General features: G+C 39.7%; 14 protein-coding genes and 4 tRNA genes. 9 read left to right on the top strand and 9 right to left on the bottom strand.

Annotated elements, in window-relative coordinates; all coding sequences use genetic code 11:
• Positions 1-4 precede the first annotated feature (4 nt).
• The 6 genes from BBP83_RS07240 to BBP83_RS07215 all read left to right on the top strand — a co-directional run bounded on the left by BBP83_RS07240 (position 5) and on the right by BBP83_RS07215 (position 2,953).
• Positions 5-1,519, top strand: coding sequence for a DUF3336 domain-containing protein (locus BBP83_RS07240; protein ID WP_068886971.1), 1,515 nt, complete (start codon positions 5-7; stop codon positions 1,517-1,519).
• Complete coding sequence (locus BBP83_RS07235) at positions 1,494-2,342, top strand: protein kinase domain-containing protein (protein WP_068886970.1); 849 nt, start codon at positions 1,494-1,496, stop codon at positions 2,340-2,342. Before BBP83_RS07240 ends, BBP83_RS07235 begins: the two co-directional genes overlap by 26 nt.
• A 107-nt stretch (positions 2,343-2,449) precedes the next feature.
• Positions 2,450-2,534: transfer RNA gene (locus BBP83_RS07230), tRNA-Leu, on the top strand.
• A gap of 34 nt (positions 2,535-2,568) precedes the next feature.
• A tRNA-Trp gene (locus tag BBP83_RS07225) sits at positions 2,569-2,642 on the top strand.
• 39 nt (positions 2,643-2,681) lie between these two features.
• Positions 2,682-2,766 (top strand) — tRNA-Leu (locus tag BBP83_RS07220).
• 102 nt (positions 2,767-2,868) lie between these two features.
• Positions 2,869-2,953 (top strand) — tRNA-Leu (locus tag BBP83_RS07215).
• 139 nt (positions 2,954-3,092) lie between these two features.
• On the opposite strand, the gene BBP83_RS07210 is transcribed toward BBP83_RS07215, so the two are convergent.
• Together BBP83_RS07210 and gloB are read right to left on the bottom strand one after the other, a co-directional pair.
• The gene (locus tag BBP83_RS07210; RefSeq protein ID WP_068886969.1) at positions 3,093-3,296 is read right to left on the bottom strand and encodes a hypothetical protein; all 204 of its coding nucleotides are present in this window, start codon (positions 3,294-3,296) and stop codon (positions 3,093-3,095) included.
• Between the two features lie 323 nt (positions 3,297-3,619).
• A complete protein-coding gene (gloB, locus tag BBP83_RS07205) occupies positions 3,620-4,351 on the bottom strand; it encodes a hydroxyacylglutathione hydrolase (RefSeq protein ID WP_068886968.1) in 732 nt (243 codons plus the stop codon).
• 284 nt (positions 4,352-4,635) lie between these two features.
• Here gloB and BBP83_RS07200 point away from each other — a divergent pair, with 284 nt between their 5' ends.
• The 3 genes from BBP83_RS07200 (at position 4,636) to BBP83_RS07190 (ending at position 9,931) form a co-directional block, all read left to right on the top strand.
• Entirely contained in the window at positions 4,636-6,024 is a 1,389-nt protein-coding gene (locus BBP83_RS07200; protein WP_068886967.1) for an L-cystine transporter, read from the top strand.
• A gap of 124 nt (positions 6,025-6,148) precedes the next feature.
• Entirely contained in the window at positions 6,149-6,997 is an 849-nt protein-coding gene (locus tag BBP83_RS07195; protein ID WP_068886966.1) for a PhzF family phenazine biosynthesis protein, read from the top strand.
• A gap of 168 nt (positions 6,998-7,165) precedes the next feature.
• A complete protein-coding gene (locus BBP83_RS07190; protein ID WP_068886965.1) occupies positions 7,166-9,931 on the top strand; it encodes a M16 family metallopeptidase in 2,766 nt (921 codons plus the stop codon).
• Between the two features lie 257 nt (positions 9,932-10,188).
• Here the strand turns inward: BBP83_RS07190 and cyoE are convergent, their stop codons facing one another.
• From cyoE to ppsA, 7 genes are all read right to left on the bottom strand, one after another.
• A complete protein-coding gene (cyoE, locus tag BBP83_RS07185) occupies positions 10,189-11,067 on the bottom strand; it encodes a heme o synthase (RefSeq protein ID WP_068886964.1) in 879 nt (292 codons plus the stop codon).
• 10 nt (positions 11,068-11,077) lie between these two features.
• A complete protein-coding gene (locus BBP83_RS07180; protein ID WP_171258069.1) occupies positions 11,078-11,407 on the bottom strand; it encodes a cytochrome o ubiquinol oxidase subunit IV in 330 nt (109 codons plus the stop codon).
• Positions 11,404-12,024, bottom strand: a complete 621-nt coding sequence (gene cyoC / locus BBP83_RS07175; protein WP_068886961.1) for a cytochrome o ubiquinol oxidase subunit III — start codon at positions 12,022-12,024, stop codon at positions 11,404-11,406. Before cyoC ends, BBP83_RS07180 begins: the two co-directional genes overlap by 4 nt.
• Before the next feature lie 4 nt (positions 12,025-12,028).
• On the bottom strand, positions 12,029-14,017 hold the full coding sequence (gene cyoB / locus BBP83_RS07170; RefSeq protein ID WP_068886959.1) for a cytochrome o ubiquinol oxidase subunit I: 1,989 nt from the start codon (positions 14,015-14,017) through the stop codon (positions 12,029-12,031).
• 3 nt (positions 14,018-14,020) lie between these two features.
• Positions 14,021-15,091, bottom strand: coding sequence for a ubiquinol oxidase subunit II (cyoA, locus tag BBP83_RS07165; RefSeq protein ID WP_068886957.1), 1,071 nt, complete (start codon positions 15,089-15,091; stop codon positions 14,021-14,023).
• 305 nt (positions 15,092-15,396) lie between these two features.
• Positions 15,397-16,173 (bottom strand): RDD family protein, encoded by a 777-nt coding sequence (locus BBP83_RS07160; RefSeq protein ID WP_068886955.1) that lies wholly within the window; start codon positions 16,171-16,173, stop codon positions 15,397-15,399.
• 87 nt (positions 16,174-16,260) lie between these two features.
• Positions 16,261-18,639: a phosphoenolpyruvate synthase gene (gene ppsA, locus BBP83_RS07155; protein ID WP_068886953.1), complete on the bottom strand. Its 2,379-nt coding sequence runs from the start codon at positions 18,637-18,639 to the stop codon at positions 16,261-16,263.
• Positions 18,640-18,710 lie beyond the last annotated feature (71 nt).

Genomic DNA, 18,710 nt, shown 5'->3' with positions numbered 1-18,710 from the left:
GGATATGCTATTTAAAGATTTTTCACGAGATGTAAATCCGCATCAAGCGTACCGCATAAAAAAATTAAAACGACAGTTAGAAACTGCTGAAAACTATGAAGAATGGAAAAGTGTTGCCCTTAAAATAGATGAAGAGTCTGGGGCACAGGAATGGAAGTTAGACAATCATTCACCATATTTTGATTCTGAAATTATTGTACATCGCTCAGCCTTGTTGAAGCGTTACAGAATGCAAAAGCGCACCCGTGATTTAATGTATATTTTAAGTGAAGGGTTAACTTACGATATTGCAAATATTGCACATCCATTGCTGTTTTCTGTGGCTTATGTCGGCACTAAAAAAATTATTGAAGACTATGTTGCAGAAGTCAGCGAAAGTTTGGCATTTATTGCTTCAAAAGAGTGTGAATGCCTTACTTTGTCAGAGAAAATCAGTTTTTTTGAGCAATCTCAAAAAGCATTTGGTCAGCCTGCCATGATGTTTTCAGGTGGGTCTACATTAGGTTTATTTCATACAGGGGTATGCAAAGCGCTGATGGAACAAGACTTAATGCCTAAAGTGCTGTCTGGTTCGAGCGCAGGCGCGCTAATGACTGCAATGTTAGGCGTATCTAAACCTTCTGCATTTATGGAAATTTTGAAAGGGCAGAACTTTTATAGCGAAGCCTTTCACTTCAGGAAAATCAGCGACTTGCTCAAAGGGAATGGTGGTTTGGCTGATGTTAAATATTTAAAAAATTTCTTAAAAGAAAATTTGGGTAATTTGACCTTTGCAGAAGCAAAAAAGGAGTCGGGCTTAGATATTAATATTGCTGTAGCACCATACGATGCTTCACAAGATGCCCGTATTATGAATGCGTATACTTCGCCAGACTTATTGGTGTGGAGCGCGGTATTGGCTTCTTGTGCAGTTCCTGTGTTGTTTCCACCCGTGAAGCTCACCAGCAAGCGTTATGATGGACAATATACACCGTATATGGCATCGACAAGTTGGGTTGATGGCAGTGTACGCAGTGACTTCCCGCAACAAAAAATGGCGCGTTTGTACAATATTAACTATTCAATTGCTAGTCAGGTGAATCCGCATATTGTGCCCTTTATGCAAAATGATATTTCACGTTTTCGTAAAGATATGCTGAGTTGGCCTGAACGAATTATTCGTAGACAAGGCAAAGTGGTGGCAAAAGGGGTAATGGATTTTGCCCGTGAGCGTGTTGGAAATGTCCCGCCGATACGTCGTTTATTAGATCATGGTTATGGCGTGGTCGATCAGCGTTATTATGGTGATGTGAATATTGTCGGAAAACACAGTTTGCGTCATTACAGCTATATGTTACAAAACCCCCGACCGTATTTATTTAAAATCTTACAACGCGAAGGTGAGCGTGCGACGTGGCCTAAAATTTCAATGATTGAAACGCAGGCGCGTGTAGGTAAAACCATTTTACATTGTTTGGAATTATTGCATTACCAAAATGCTCTAGAAAAAAAGCATGCAGAATTCATTGTTGTTGAATGAACAAGTATTGCAATCGGCAGACTTTATTCTTAAAACCAAGGCCAGAAGCTTCATCTTTGGTCGTCGACTGTATCAAATTCAAACGCAACCCTTAGATGCAGAACCATCTTTATTGTTTTGGCTTAAAACCCAGCAGAGAGTAGGAGCATACTCTAAACACGCAATATTAGGATTTCAACATGAATTAGGCATGTATGCCTTGCTACATTCTTTGGGGGCTCATTTTTTATTGCCCTTTCAAATTGTGCCAGTCAAAAAACTAAAGCATCAGTTATTCGATGCATGTGAATCGCAAGGGTTGCTTTTACCAGATGCTTCTCCAGCATTCGATCAGATACCTGAAGAACTGGGGGTGGGCCAGATCAAATGGTTATTGCTACAGATAGTGGAAATGTTCGATGAACTGACTCGATTAGGTTGGTTACATGCAGATATTAAGAAAGAACATTTTGTGGTGTATGAAGGGCGGGTGAGACTGATTGATTTTGAACAGACCTTAGCACTCAATACTTCTTCTTTGACCACAATGAATGCCACACCACGTTATATGGCGCCAGAATTATTTCAAGGTCAAGCTAAAAGCATACAAAGTGATATTTATGCATTCGGTATTGTGCTGTTGGAATGGTTAACAGGGCAGCGTTTACAGGCACAGAGTTATGAAGATTGGGCTTATTTACATTGCCAACGTTTAAATATTGATCTTCCTCAGCATTTTTTATGTTTTAAACCGTTATTGCAAATGCTACTTGCCAAGCAAAAAAGCCAACGAGTTGATAGTTTTGACCCAATAAAAACATGCTTAATAACTGAAATTGTTTAAGAAAAAAGCAAAAAAAGTTTTTTTGTTTTTTATTTAATCAAACAAGAAGTAATTTTATAAAAAGGGCTTGTCATGTCTAAATGATCTCTATAATATACACAGCCATTGGGGACGTGGCGAAATTGGTAGACGCACTGGATTTAGGTTCCAGCGCCGCGAGGTGTGAGAGTTCGAGTCTCTCCGTCCCCACCACTTAGATCTTAAACAGGTTTAAGGAATGTGCAATAGAGGATTGGTGTAATGGTAGCATGACGGTCTCCAAAACCGTTCGTCAAGGTTCGAGTCCTTGATCCTCTGCCAAGTTTTACAAAGTCTAACTTTATGTTAGTACCCAATGATGGGGACGTGGCGAAATTGGTAGACGCACTGGATTTAGGTTCCAGCGCCGCAAGGTGTGAGAGTTCGAGTCTCTCCGTCCCCACCATCATATTAGAGCAAGGTAGTTGGCCTTGCTTTTTTATTGTAAAAAATTCATCTTAAGTTGAATTGAGTTGTTGAAAGTCCAATGTTTATTGGCACCCAAAATGGGGACGTGGCGAAATTGGTAGACGCACTGGATTTAGGTTCCAGCGCCGCAAGGTGTGAGAGTTCGAGTCTCTCCGTCCCCACCATTATATTGAAGCAAGGTAAATGACCTTGCTTTTTTATTGCCTAAAATTTAGTAATAATTTGAATAATAAAAAGCCCTCATTTAATTTGAGGGCTATATTTTGAAAAATCCATTTTTCTCGATTAAAAAGTTGGGAAATTTTAAGCTTTTAAGTGATCCTCAAATTCTTCACCCAATTGTATGGCTAAAGCATTACCTGCAAGTTCATAGGTAACAAGACCGTATTCTTTTTTGAAACTAAAAGAGAACCCTCGATTGTCCGCCAAGGTACGAACGTTATAACCTAGTTTTTCCAACCATAGACGAAAGGCAATCAGATTTTTTGCTTTAACCACTTTTTTCACGAGCGAACTCCTTATTCATTGTTAAATATTAGATAGGGGTGTTTAAATAACTTTTAAAGGGCAAATTTCTATTTTTATTAAATTAATTATTTTATGATGATAAATTGTGCATAAATAGGAGTTTGAATCGAGGTTTTAAATATCAAGATTTTGATTTTATTTAATATTTTTGTAGTGTAATGATTTGTGAGTAATTAATATAAATCTGGATATAAAAAGAACAGAAGCATAGATTTTAAAAATGATGGCTGAGAAAAACGCTTATAAGATTATTGTATTGGTGGGAATATATACGTATTTCACAGCCTATTTGGAGTGATTGCTTAGAAATTATCCTTAAGCTCTCGCAAGCGTTGAAACTCTTCCACGCTTTCGGCCCGAATAAATGGGTTGGTTTCTAATTCTAATTCGATGGTACTGGGTAATGTACATTGACCAAGCATGCGTTTTGCTTCAATCACATCGAAGCGATTTTGAATGGCAAGATTGTCAGGTTCGACGTGTCGCGCAAATTGTGCATTGGCTAAGGTATATTCATGGGTGCAATACACTTGGGTGCGTGCGGGTAGAGCTGCAAGTCGCGTAAGCGCGTGATACATTTGTTGATATGTACCTTCAAACACACGGCCACAGCCCATTGCAAATAATGTATCGCCACAAAATAAAACGTCTAAAGCATCTATGAGATACACAATATGGCCCAGAGTATGTCCTGGAACAGCAATGATATCGATGTTTAATCCATGAAATTTGAACTGATTTTCATGTTCAAGAGCATGGGTGATAAAGGGAATTTTACTGAGTTCTTCACGTGGGCCATATACAGGAATATTACGGTTTTTGATTAATTCAGGTACACCACCAATATGGTCTTTATGCCAATGCGTCAGCCAAATTTGTGCCAATTTTAAATCATGCGTATTGCAAAACTGCTCAACTAAATTTGCTTCTGTTGGGTCGACGGCTATTATTTCTTTGGATGCTTCATGTTCGAGTATCCAAATATAATTTTGCAACGCATTTTTGACATCTATACAGTGAATTTTAAAAGACATTAGATACACTTTATATTTATGGAGAATTCATTCAAAAGTAGCATGGAAATGAGTTGAGGTGAATCACAGGATCGGTCGTTTTTCTAATTCAATAAGTTAAAGGGGTTTTAGCATATTTAAAACTCAGGGTTATCTAAAACATACTCTGGATTATGAATTGAATAAAATGGGTCATCGCATAAAAGTTAATCTATTGAATATGTCATCTGGGTCATTACAAAATAATCATAAGATAGCGCCGTAGCGCAGGGGTATAATATAAAGATGTAATGGAAGGAATGAATATGAATACGCCAGTAATGCTCAATATTATTGTTTTTATTGGGCTATTAGTATTGCTTGCGCAAACACAAAAAACACATTGGAGTCTCTCTAAGAAAGTATTTGCAGGCTTGGGACTTGGGGTGGTTTTTGGGCTGGGTTTACATGCTGTTTATGGGACGTCACCTGAAGTCCTAGCAGAATCTATTCGGTGGTTTAATGTGGTGGGAAATGGGTACGTTAAACTGCTTCAAATGGTGGTCATGCCTTTGGTCTTTATTTCTATTTTAGGGGCGGTGATTAAACTGCATGATGCCAGTTCATTGGGTAAAATTAGCTTTTACAGTATTGGTACATTGTTAATTACCACTTTTATTGCAGCTTTTGTTGGCGTTGTTGTTACCAATTTTTTTGGTTTAACAGCTGTGGGGTTGGTACAAGGTTCACAAGAAACAGAGCGTTTAGCGCAGTTAAATGCTGATTATGTCGGTAAAGTAACCGATTTAAATGTACCTGATTTAATTCTTTCTTTTATTCCAAGCAATCCTTTTGCTGAATTAACAGGCGCACATCCGACTTCAATTATTAGTGTGGTGATTTTTGCGGTACTGTTGGGAATAGCGGGAATAAAACTGATTCAGGATGATGCACCAAAAGGACAGCGGGTTTTAATAGCCATTGAAACCTTACAGGCTTGGGTCATGAAATTGGTGCGTCTGGTTATGTTGCTGACCCCTTATGGTGTATTTGCACTTATTACTAAAGTTGTGGCCAGTTCAAAACTTGCTGATATTTTAAATTTGGGCGGATTTTTAATTGCCTCTTATCTTGGCTTGGCAATTATGTTTGCTGTGCATGCTACTATTTTGGCGATGACCGGTATCAATCCTATTCGATTTTTTAAAAAAGTTATGCCTGTTTTGGCTTTTGCATTTACAAGCCGTTCGAGTGCGGCCAGTATTCCATTGAATATTGAAGCTCAGACTCGTCGTCTGGGTATACCTGAATCTATTGCTGGTTTTTCTGCATCATTTGGTACAACCATTGGTCAAAATGGTTGCGCGGGGTTATATCCTGCAATGTTAGCAGTCATGGTTGCGCCAACGGTGGGCATTAATCCCTTAGACCCGCTTTGGATTTTGACTTTATTGTGTGTGGTGACTTTAAGTTCAATTGGTGTAGCAGGTGTGGGTGGTGGGGCAACATTTGCAGCTCTAATTGTTTTACCTATTATGGGTTTGCCTGTGACTTTGGTGGCTTTGCTCATTTCAATTGAACCTTTAATTGATATGGGGCGTACCGCATTAAATGTGAATGGTTCAATGACGGCAGGGACAGTTACCAGTCAAATTTTGGGGCAAACGAATAAGAGTATTTTTAATCAAGATGATGTCGATTTAAAGCATAGCTAATTTATATATTGTGCGCATTCATTGAAAGAAAAATCACAAAAGAAAAGCCAGTGTATTCGTATTGGCTTTTCTTTTGTAAGATAATAAATATTGAAAATCAAATAGTAAACTTGGAATACCACAGATGAAAATGTATCAGGTTGATGCCTTTAGCACAGAACTTTTTAAAGGGAACCCTGCGGCGGTTATTGTATTGGATCAATGGTTAGATGACGCTGTGATGCAAAATATTGCCATGGAAAATAATTTGGCAGAAACCGCTTTTGTAAAAACCAGTGCTGTGAAAGATGATCATGAAAATTATGAAATTCGTTGGTTTACCCCAACGACAGAAGTAGATTTCTGTGGCCATGCCACATTGGCCAGCAGTTATGTGTTATTTAAAGATTTTACCGTCGCTAAAAAAATTCAATTTCATGTCAAAGATTTAGGTATCTTTATTATTCATCAAGAAGAAGATGGCAAGATTCAAATGAACTTTCCCATTCGTCGTGCAGAGGTCGTTACAGAATATCCTGAATTGCTTAAGCGAGCATTGAGTAAGCCTTTTAGGCAGGTGTATTTAAACGCACAAGCTTATATTGTGGAATATGAAACGGTACAAGATGTATTGGATGAACAACCCAATTTGGCATTACTTAAACAGTTGGGAAAATTGCGTACAGCAATTACAGCATCTGAGCAATTGAATGCAAAAGATGTGGCTATTACTGCCACAGGGCAACAATATGACTGTGTATCGCGTTATTTTGCACCGGCCAATGGGATTGATGAAGACCCTGTTACAGGCTCAATCCATACTGCTATTGTGCCAATTTGGGCGGATAAATTGGGCAAAGATACATTAACGGCTTATCAGGCCTCTAGACGAGGTGGTGAGTTGTATTGTGTGATGTTGGGAAATGAACGGATCGAAATCTCAGGTTATGCAAAATTGTATATGCAAGCCGAAATTTATTTAGATGCAGAATAACAACATCTATTAAGATAGATTAATTTAGAATTTGTTGGACTGTTGTTGATTAAAATTTGCTGGTCTATGGTCTGGCAGATTTTTTAAAACATACTGTGTAGTGAGAATCATCTCTTTAATATAAACATGACAAAAAATTTACATTTTCTGACTGGGAATTAGACGTTTATGCGCTTTAAACAACTGACACTTTCGCTTTTTTTTCTTGGTTTTAGTGGCACAATTTTAGCTCAGCCCATATTGATTAAAACAGAACAAAATATTGAAGAATATAAACTAGATAATGGCTTTCGCATCATTCTTGCGCAGAATAACAAGGAAGATAAAGTTTTTATGAATACTGTTTATTTGACAGGTTCATTGAACGATCCACAAGGCAAAGGTGGTTTAGCACATTTATTAGAACATTTAGCCTTTAAAGGTACGCAAAATATTCAGGGTGATGAATTTCAGCGCAGACTAGATCAATACACCTTAATGACCAATGCCAGTACAGATTATTATTCAACTAAATATACCAATGTTGTGCGCCCAGAACAAAATGCGCTAAATGAAGTGATTCATTTAGAAGCTGAACGTATGGATAAGTTGGTACTACAAGAAAAATACGTTCCTTCTGAAATTGCCATTGTAAAACGTGAGCGTGAAGTACGTTTAGATCAGCCATTTGCGGTCATGATGGATCAAATTTTCAAAAGTGCCTATGGGAATCAGTATTTGGGGCGTTTACCCATTGGCGATTTAAATGAACTTCAATCGATTAGTATGAAAGAGCTGAATCAATTTTATCGGACATGGTATGCACCGAATAATGCGGTCATGGTACTTTCGGGTAAATTTGATAAAGCAACGGTATTAAAACAAATTGATGCTCAGTTTAGCTCAATTGCATCACGTCCAGTGCCAACCCCAATTGTGGTGCCTAAGCTCGATGGAGCTAAAATTAAACAGCGTGAATTTACAGTGCAAAAAGGCAGCGATTTAGCCAAGTTTAATATTTACTTAAATGGTGCAGATCACTCATTGGTACCTGCGCTGTCAATGTCACCTGCATTATTTACTTTACAGCCCAGTGGTCATTTATATCAAAGCATTGTGGAATCTGGCTTAGCGACGGCTGTTCAGTCAAGTACATGGTTAGACCGCGACTTTAATTTGGTATTTATGGGGGCAGTTTATGCGCCAAACCATAATGCTACACAAGTACAAACAGCATTAAATCACGGTGTAGAGCAGACTAAAGATTTTAATGAAACAGAGTTAAACCGTATAAAAAGTATGACGCGCAATCAGGCCGATAACATTAAAAATAATGCAACTGCTTTGGGTTCAAGACTGAGTGACTATTATGTTGCACATCAGGGAAATTGGGGACAGTATTTTAAAGATTTAGACGAGGTCTATAAGTTAAAACCTGTAGATGTGAATACCGCTTATAAAGCATTTTTACGCCCAGAACATCGTTTAACGGGTAATATTTTACCAACACCCGAAGCGCAGAAAAAAGCCTTAGAGCAACAAAAGGTTGAGCCTCTAAAAACTCTTGATCAGCAGGCGACAACGGAAGAGCCATTGAAAGATGTCAGTGCTTATCAGGCTGAAGTAAAACAGTATGTACAAGAATCTAAAACGTATTTACTACAGAAAGAAAAGCAAATTCAGCGTGGTAAATTAAAAAATGGCATTCAATATGCGTTATTTCCAACCAATACTCGCGACGATAAAACCTATGCTTCTATTTCCTTAGATTTTGGTACAGCCGAATTATTAAAGAATAAAGATGTGACTTTAGATTTAACGGCATATTTATTGTTCCGAGCTTCTAAAGATAAAAGTTTGCAGCAGATTGCGGATAAAATTATTGAATCAGGTGGTTTTGCGAGTGTAAGTGCGAGCGGAAATAGCTTTAGTTTGCAAATTTCAGCTAAAAAAGAAAAATTTGAAGATTTCTTTCGATATTTTTTAGATGCTATTAAGACACCATTATTTGAACAAACTCAGTTTGATTTAATTCAATCACAAAGTCTGTCAAGTTTAGATCGCCCATATACAGAGCCGAGTACAGTCGCTGCACTTACCATGGCCCGTTTGATTGAAATCTATCAACCGGGGGACTTGCGTTATCATTTTGAACCTGAATTGGTGAAAAAACAGTATCAGGAAGCCACGCGTGAACAGGTGCAACAACTGTATCAACAATTTTTTAAAACCAATCATGCCAACATCGCGATTACTGGAGAGTTCGATGTTAAACGCATCAAAAAGCGCTTAAATGCTGAGTTTGCCAATTGGGAGTCGACACAACCTTATGAGCGCTTAACGGATGAATACACTGCGTATAAGGCTCAGAAAGTACATGCATTGTCTGAACAGCGTGAGTTTGGTAGTTATCAGGCTTTATTGACCATGCCTGTGGGAACAGACAATCCAGATATGCCTGCCTTACAAGTATTTCGTCATATTTTAGGAGACTCACAGCTATCTTCACGTTTGGCGCAGGAGTTACGTGAGAAAAATGCACTGGTTTATGGTTTTGGTGCAGACGTTAATTTTAGTGATTGGAATGAATCGGGCGCTTTATTAATTAGTGCCAATTACACGGCTGGAAAGTCTGCACAGGTTTCTCAGGCTGTACATAAAGTATTGCAAGAAATGTTGAATAAAGGCATTACGGAACAAGAGCTAGAAGCTGCGAAAGCCACAATGTTGAAAAAACGCCTGACTGCATTAGAAGATGATCGCCGTATTCACAGTATGTTGATTCCGCAGTTAGAAAAAGGCCGTACTTTACTGGAGCGTGAAAAACGTGATCAAGCGATTGCAACGTTGACCAAAGCAGATATTGATCAAGTCATTAAAAAATATATTCGTCTAGATCAATTGGTCGAAGTAATGGCAGATCAATATGGTCAGCCACAAGTGAGTAAAAAATAAAGCATAGAATGTTATCGGGCTTTCGCAGATGAATCATTTACAAAAGTTTTTTTATGGGTGAGGTAAGGTTTTATAGCCTGAGGCAAATGAAAAATTTCAACAGTAGAGTGTCGTTGCTGAGTTTTATATAGAAATGAACGGAGATATTGAAACGTGTTGTGGTTTTGGGGGAGCAATGAAAGCTAAAGTAGCGCAGATTTTAAAATAATGGTAAATGAGATAAATAAAAAAAGGATAGAGAAAACTCTATCCTTTTTTTAGAACAACGGTAAGTGCGGTGCAGGTGATATGTAGCTAAAACTAAAGCTGAAACTTAATGCGGTAATTAAAATAACCGAATATAAGAAATAGCCTTTAGCCCAAACTTGATCATTTTCAGCTTTAAATCCAATAATTGATAAATACACCCAATATGCGGATAAGGCATTAAAGGTGATTAAAAAGAACATATTGGTATAGCCAAAACAATACAAACCATTAAGCACAGCAGCAAACAATACAACATAAATCAGGCTTTCAACTTTCGTGCGGAAAATTGAACGCGCAACAGGCAAAATGGGAATGCCTGCATTTTTATAGTCATTAAAACGATATACAGCAATTCCCCATGAATGAGGCATTTGCCAAAGTGCATATGCTAAAAAAAGTAGCAGTGCAGCAACGTCAAATTCATTTGAAACTGCGGTATAGCCAATAACAGGAGGGCTTGCGCCAGAAATGCTACCAATCACCGTTTGATGAATAGAGGTGCGTTTGCTCCAAAGACTATAAAAAATGACATAAACAACAAAACCAAGTACAGCAAAGCCAAAGGCGTAGGCATTGACAAAAAACCACAGCAGGGCGAAACCTAAAACTCCAAGTGCGGCTGAAAAAACTAGTGCAATGGAAGGGCTGATTGTTTTTTTGACCAATGCGCGATTCATCGTCCGTTCCATCTTTTGATCAATATCTTGATCAATGACGTTATTGACGACGCAACCAGAGGCAACAACTAATGTTGTACCTAGTAGGGTAATGAAAAGGAGGAGGAAATCTACAGACCCCTGAGCGGCTAAAAAGAAGCCGCCCAGAGTGGTAACAAAGTTACCAAAGAGAATTCCTGGCTTAGTCAGGAATAAATACTTTTTCAGCATGATGATCCGTTTAGATCATCATGTTGTAGTGCAAGTAGTTCATGATCCATACAGAACCAACCAGCAGAATAGCAACAGTTAGAATCGTATACACGAATGCAATAACGTTCCAACGTTGTTCTGAAGATGAGTTCATATGCAGGAAATAAATTAACTGCACTAGAATCTGAGCGACTGCTGTAATTGCAATAACAGTAACTAACAAACCACGGCCAAATCCGCCAGCCATCACCATACCAAAAGGAATGATTGTGAGGATAACTGAAAGGATAAAGCCAATGGTGTACTGTTTAGTATTACCGTGAGCTGCACCAGCAGAATTATGATCATGACTCATTATAGTACTCCCATTAAGTAAACTACGCTGAATACACAGATCCAAACGATGTCAAGGAAGTGCCAGAACAAGCTTAGGCAAGCAAGACGACGAGTATTTGCAAGTGTCAAACCATTTTTCTTGATTTGATACATCAATACCAGCATCCATACCAAACCTGAAGTTACGTGAATACCGTGCGTACCTACCAAGGTAAAGAACGCAGATAAGAACGCACTTGTAGTTGGGCCGTGGCCAGCATGAACTAAATGATTGAACTCATAAATTTCCATGCTAATGAAGGCCGCGCCAAATACCCAAGTAATGGCTAACCAAGTTAATACTTTAGCAACATCTTTTTTGTATGCTGCAAGAACTGCAAAGCCGAATGTTACCGATGAGATAAGTAGGGCAAAAGTCTCAGTTAAGACGAAACCTAAAGAGTCGCCAAACAAGTCTTTCGCACTAGGTGTGCCCATTGGAATATGACTGCTTAAAACAGCGAACGCAATGAAGAGTGTCCCGAACAGAACCAAGTCACTCATCAAGTAAGTCCAGAAACCAAAGACTGTGATGTCAGTATCATCGTGATGATGATGTTCATCATGGCCGTGGTTATCGTGATGAAGTACTTCAGCCATTGTCTTAGTCCTTCTTCAAGTGTTTTTCAAGAATCGCGTAACGTTCATTTTCAATGCGTTCAACTTCAGCAGCAGGAACATAGTAGTCCACTTTCTTTGTGAAAGAAGAAACGATGAAGCTGATGATAGAAGCAATGAAAGTGATCACGATTAACCACCAAATGTGCCAGATTAAAGCAAAGCCCATAACTGTAATAAACATTGCAATTACAAAGCCTGCCGCACGGTTGGTTGGCATGTGAATGTCTTCATACTTGGTTGGTTTCGCGTATGCAATACCATTCTCTTTGTCAGTCCAGAAAGTATCAATACCATTGACCTTAGGAAGATAAGCAAAGTTATAGAACGGAGCAGGAGACGAAGTAGACCATTCAAGTACACGGCCATCCCATGGGTCGCCAGTAAGGTCTAAGTTGTCATTGCGTTGAAGGAAACCGACAACAATTTGCATAACAAAACAGAAGATACCGATAGCAACAAGAACAGAACCGAAAAGTGCGATTGCTAAGTACGGGTCCCACTCAGGGTTGTCATATGTATTCAAACGACGTGTCATACCCATGAAACCAAGGATATAAAGTGGCATGAATGCAAAATAGAAACCGAAGAACCAGAACCAGAACGCTGCTTTACCCCAAGCTTCATTCAGCTTCCAACCAAACATTTTTGGCCAGTAGAAAATGATACCTGCGAACATTGCAAATACTACACCACCAATAATTACGTTATGGAAGTGAGCAATTAGGAATAATGAGTTGTGTACCAAGAAGTCCGCTGGTGGAACTGCCATTAACACACCCGTTAAACCACCAATACCGAAAGTCACAAGGAAGCCAAGTGTCCAAAGCATAGGTGTTGTAAAGGTAATGCGGCCCTTATACATGGTGAATAACCAAGAGAAGATTTTCACACCAGTAGGAATCGCAATGACCATGGTCATGATACCGAAGAACGCGTTAACGTTGGCACCAGCACCCATTGTAAAGAAGTGGTGAACCCATACCACGAATGACAATACTGTGATCGCGATAGTCGCATACACCATTGATTTATAACCAAACAATGATTTGCGAGAGAAAGTAGATACAACTTCAGAGTAAATACCAAAAGCTGGTAATACTAAGATGTATACTTCTGGGTGACCCCAAGTCCAAATCAAGTTTACATACAACATTGGGCTACCACCCAAGTCATTTGTAAAGAAGTGGAAACCGAAGTAACGGTCAAGTGTAAGCATTGCAATGGTTGCAGTTAACACTGGGAACGCCGCAATAATAAGTACTACAGTACAAAGCGCTGTCCAAGTGAAAATAGGCATGTCCATAAGTTTCATGCCAGGCGCACGCATTTTAATGATGGTAACAAAGAAGTTAACACCAGTTAAAAGTGTACCTAGACCAGAAATTTGAAGTGCCCAAATGTAGTAATCTACACCTACGCCTGGAGAGTATTCAATGCCTGACAGTGGAGGGTAAGCCATCCAACCTGTTGCAGCGAACTCACCAATTGCAAGCGAAGCCATCATTAGACCCGCAGCACCTGCGAACAACCAGAAGCTTAAAGAGTTTAATAGTGGGAATGCTACGTCACGTGCACCAATTTGAAGTGGTACAGCAATGTTCATTAAACCAACAACAAGACCCATTGCTACGAAGAAGATCATAATCACGCCATGCGCGGTGAAGATCTGGTCATAGTGTTCTGGGTGCAAGTAGCCTTCGCCGCCACCTTTTGCAAGGAACAGCTGAAGACGCATCATGATTGCATCGGCAAAGCCACGCACAAGCATGACAATTGACACGAAGATATACATGATACCAATTTTTTTATGGTCTACAGATGTGAACCATTCAGTCCACAGGTAGTTCCATTTTTTGAAGTAGGTGATACCCGCAAAAACTGCGATACCGCCTAGGATCATCATTACAACAGTTGCTAACACGATTGGATCGTGTGGTATTGCATCTGGACCTAACTTACCTAATAAGCTCATGTCTTATTCCCCTACAGAAGCAGTCGAATGACCAGCATTTGCATGAGTTTCAGAAGCAGCTGCTTCGTGCGTACCTGTAGCTGAGTGATCAGCACCGTGGTAGTTACTCATGTATTTGTGAATCACAGATTCGAACAATTTAGGTTCTACTGAAGAATAATAAGTCACTGGGTGTGGCTTAGTCGGATAAGGCTTCATTGCTTCAGCAGCAGCCTTTTCTTCTGGAGTCGTTGCTTTTGCCACTAATGCTTCGATTTGGTGCTTACCACGGTTACCGTCACGTAAGGTTGCAAATTCAGCTTGGTCTAAAACAGCTTTTTGAACTGCGTTAGGGTTAATAGTTGAACCCTTACCTGCTTTAACTGCATTTACCCATTCAGCAAACTGAGCATCTGTCACAGAATGAGCACGGAAGCGCATTTGTGAGAAGCCATAGCCTGAATAGTTCGCAGAGAAACCACGGTAGCCTTCGGCTGGGCTAGTTTCATTTGCTAAGAAATTCAGGTGAGTTTGCATACCCGCCATTGCATAAATCTGACCAGACAATGCAGGGATAAAGAACGAGTTCATTGTAAAGTTAGACGTTAAACGAAGGCTAACCGGAGTTTGTTCTGGGAAGCGTAATTCGTTAACAGTCGCAATGTCCTGTTCTGGGTAGATGAAGATCCATTTGAATTGTTCAGCAATAACTTGAACAGTTAAAGGAGCTTTATCTGAATCAACTGGGCGGTATGGGTCATACTTGTGGGAACCCCACCAAGTTAACCACGCTAAAATACCAATAATAATTACAGGAACACCCCATACTACAACTTCAATTGCAGTTGAGTGTGCCCATGTAGGTTTATAGTCTGCATCTTTATTCGATGCGCGATATTTCCAGCTAAACCAAACTGCCATAAGTGCTGATGGAATCACCACTAGAAGCATTAAATAGATCGCAGTCATCATAAGATCTGATTGACCTTGTGCTACTGGACCTTTTGAGTTTAGAAGTACCATATCACCGCCACACCCAGTTAAGAGCGCAGCCATCGCAGATAAAGACAATACAGCTAAAATCGTTTGTCTCATTTTACAACCTCGGTGAAGAGTCCCATTCCCTAATTAAATATGGGATAGCGATTATAGTGGCGCATGATTGCAAACGATTTTTTTAGACATGGAAAATCGGTCTCAATCATGAGACACCGCTACGTTGAAGGGGATTATGCCTCATATCGGGAAACTAAGCTATACATAAACATGCTTTAAATGGCTGTTATAAAAACCAATTTTACTGGTCAGAATTAAGTGTTTTTTATAAGAATTTTATTTTAATTTCAATATGCTAGGATAAAGTGGAGGTGAAAAGTTCATCCCCCATTTTATTTTATAATTTACTGTTTAATGACCTTGGTTTTGGCAACTTTATCGTGCAAAGTTTGACGTTTTGCCCCAAATCCAAAGGCAAGATCTACAATTGCAATGAACATAAACACAAAATTTAAGAAAATAAACAAGACACTTCTTAAGGTAAAGGCACGTAGCAGGGACGTTTTTTCACCTGTTTCAGCATCTACAATCTTAATTTTGGTGAGTTTTTTACCAATAGATTGCCCCGATTTAGCAATCAGAAAAGCCTGAATCGCAAGCATGATGAATAAGTAAATACCCATTGCAATCCATGCTTGTTGCGGAAACATTTCCACCATTTTAGTTTGTAATTCTTGTGCCAATGTCGGGTTGGCGACTGTGCCAAACATTGCATCCATAAATTGGATGTTATAGGCATTAAATTGTGCTGCTTCTTTTTCTGAAAAGAAACCCGTTAAAATATAGGTTGCAGGAACCCATAAAAGAATATCGACAATTTTCGCCAGCACACGACTTGGAATTGAAGCTAAGGTTTGCTGAGCATTTGTTTGTGGCTTCACTGCTGTTGATTGCGTTGTTGCCTGTGCCTGAAAAGGTTGCTCACTGGCAGGCGCAATATATCCTTCTGGCTGGTAGATGAGTTTACCTTGTGTGAGTTCACCTAAAGCTTTCCATTCAGGCATCCCTTGGTGCCATGCAAGATCGGTCAAAAGTACTTGTTGGCTGGCAAGCATTTGGTTGATTTGCTCTAAACTATAAGGACCGGCTTGTTGGTTATTTCTCGCCAAGTAAATTTGCATAAAACTCAATTCTCAAAATAAATCTAAAAAACAAAAAATCGTAGATAAAAAAAGACCCTACGAGAGGGTCTTTTTTAACATGTTTTATTAAGCTTGTTTAGTCTTTTCTTCTGCAAGGAAGAACCAAGTATCTAAAACAGAGTCTGGATTCAATGAAACAGATTCAATTCCTTGTTCCATTAACCATTGGGCAAGATCAGGATGGTCAGATGGGCCTTGACCACAAATACCTACATATTTACCCGCTTTACGACAAGCATGAATTGCCATTGAAAGAAGCGCTTTAACCGCTGGGTCACGTTCATCAAACAGGTGAGAAACAATACCCGAGTCACGGTCTAGACCAAGTGTTAACTGAGTCAAGTCGTTAGAACCGATAGAGAAACCATCGAAGTGCTCAAGGAATTGTTCAGCCAATAATGCATTGGTTGGTAATTCGCACATCATGATCACTTTAAGGCCGTTTTCACCACGCTTAAGACCGTTTTGACCCAATAATTCAATGACACGTTTCGCTTCTGCAACTGTACGTACAAAAGGAATCATGATTTGAATGTTGGTTAAGCCCATTTCATCACGTGCTTTTTTCAGTGCGCGACATTCTAATTCGAAGCAGTCACGGAAATTATCAGACACGTAGCGACTTGCGCCACGGAAGCCCAACATTGGGTTTTCTTCTTCTGGCTCGTACAACTTACCGCCAATTAAGTTCGCATATTCGTTTGACTTGAAGTCAGACATACGAACAATGACTGGTTTGTCGGCAAAAGCGGCAGCAAGGGTAGAGATACCTTCAACTAATTTTTCTACATAGAATTCGATTGGAGAAGAGTAGCCCGCAGTACGCGCCATCACAGCAGCACGTGTTTCACGTGGTAAGCTATCAATGTTTAACAATGCTTTAGGATGCACACCAATCATACGGTTGATGATGAATTCTAAACGTGCAAGGCCAATACCTTCGTTTGGAATTTGCGCGAAGTCAAATGCACGGTCAGGGTTACCGACGTTCATCATGATTTTGAACGGTAGTGAAGGCATAGATTCAATTGAGTTACGTTGAATTTCGAAATCTAACGCACCTTCATAGATAAAGCCCATGTCGCCTTCGGCACATGAAACAGTCACTTCTTGACCATCGGTAAGCACTTCAGTTGCATTACCACAACCTACAATTGCAGGTACACCTAATTCACGTGCAATGATTGCAGCGTGACAGGTACGACCACCACGGTTGGTGATAATTGCAGCTGCACGTTTCATGACTGGTTCCCAGTCTGGGTCAGTCATGTCCGAAACAAGAACGTCGCCTGGTTGTACTTTGTCCATTTCTTTAATAGACGTAACAATACGTACTTTACCTGAACCAATACGTTGACCAATTGAACGGCCTTCACAGACCACAGTACCTTTTTGTTTTAAAAGGTAACGTTCCATGGTGCCGACATTTTCGCGACTTTTTACAGTTTCAGGACGGGCTTGTACGATATAAATTTGTTCGTCATCGCCATCTTTAGCCCATTCAATATCCATTGGTGAACCGTAATGGTTTTCAATGATTAAAGCTTGTTTAGCAAGTTCTTGAAGCTCATGGTCGTTTAATGAAAATTGTTGGCGTTCTTGTTTTTCAACGTCGATAACAACCACTGATTTACCCGCAGATGCTTCTTCGCCATAAATCATTTTTTGATGTTTAGAGCCAAGATTACGACGTAAAATTGAGTGTTTGCCCGCATTAAGCAATGGTTTAGATAAATAGAATTCGTCAGGGTTTACTGCGCCTTGAACGACCATTTCACCCAAGCCATAAGAGGCTGTAATGAATACAACATCACGGAAACCCGATTCAGTGTCCAGTGTAAACATAACACCAGCAGCACCTGTTTCTGAACGAACCATACGCTGAATACCCGCAGATAGGGCAACAACATCATGTGCAAAGTTTTGATGTACACGGTAAGCGATTGCGCGGTCGTTATACAATGATGCAAAAACTTCTTTAATGGCAATCAGTACGTTGTCAATGCCGCGGATGTTCAAGAAAGTTTCTTGTTGACCTGCGAAAGAGGCATCTGGTAAGTCTTCTGCAGTTGCAGATGAACGAACGGCAACCGAGATTTCTGGATTGCCGTTAGAAAGTTCTGCAAAAGCTTCACGAACTTCTTTTTCTAGTTCGACGGTAAGAGGAGTATCGACAATCCATTGACGAATTTTTGCACCAGTTTCGGCTAAGGCAATAACGTCTTCTACATCAAGCGCAGCAAGTTCTGCATTAATTTTAGCGTTAAGGCCACTTTGCTCGAGGAATTCACGGTAAGCATTCGCTGTCGTTGCAAAACCACCCGGTACAGAGACACCTGCATTTGACAAGTGGCTGATCATCTCACCGAGTGATGAGTTTTTCCCGCCCACGAGTTCAACGTCGTGTTTCCCTAATTTTTCTAGACCAATTACGCGCGCTTCCAAAGTTGTTACTCCACTTTTGCAGTTTTATTCACTATCTTGGCATGAAATTATAACAAATCTACCTAGTATTT

Source organism: Acinetobacter celticus, from assembly GCF_001707755.1.
In the GTDB taxonomy this organism is placed as follows: Bacteria; Pseudomonadota; Gammaproteobacteria; order Pseudomonadales; family Moraxellaceae; genus Acinetobacter; species Acinetobacter celticus.
The sequence above is the reverse complement of the archived record's forward strand: the minus strand, read 5'-3'. Positions and strand labels throughout refer to the sequence as shown.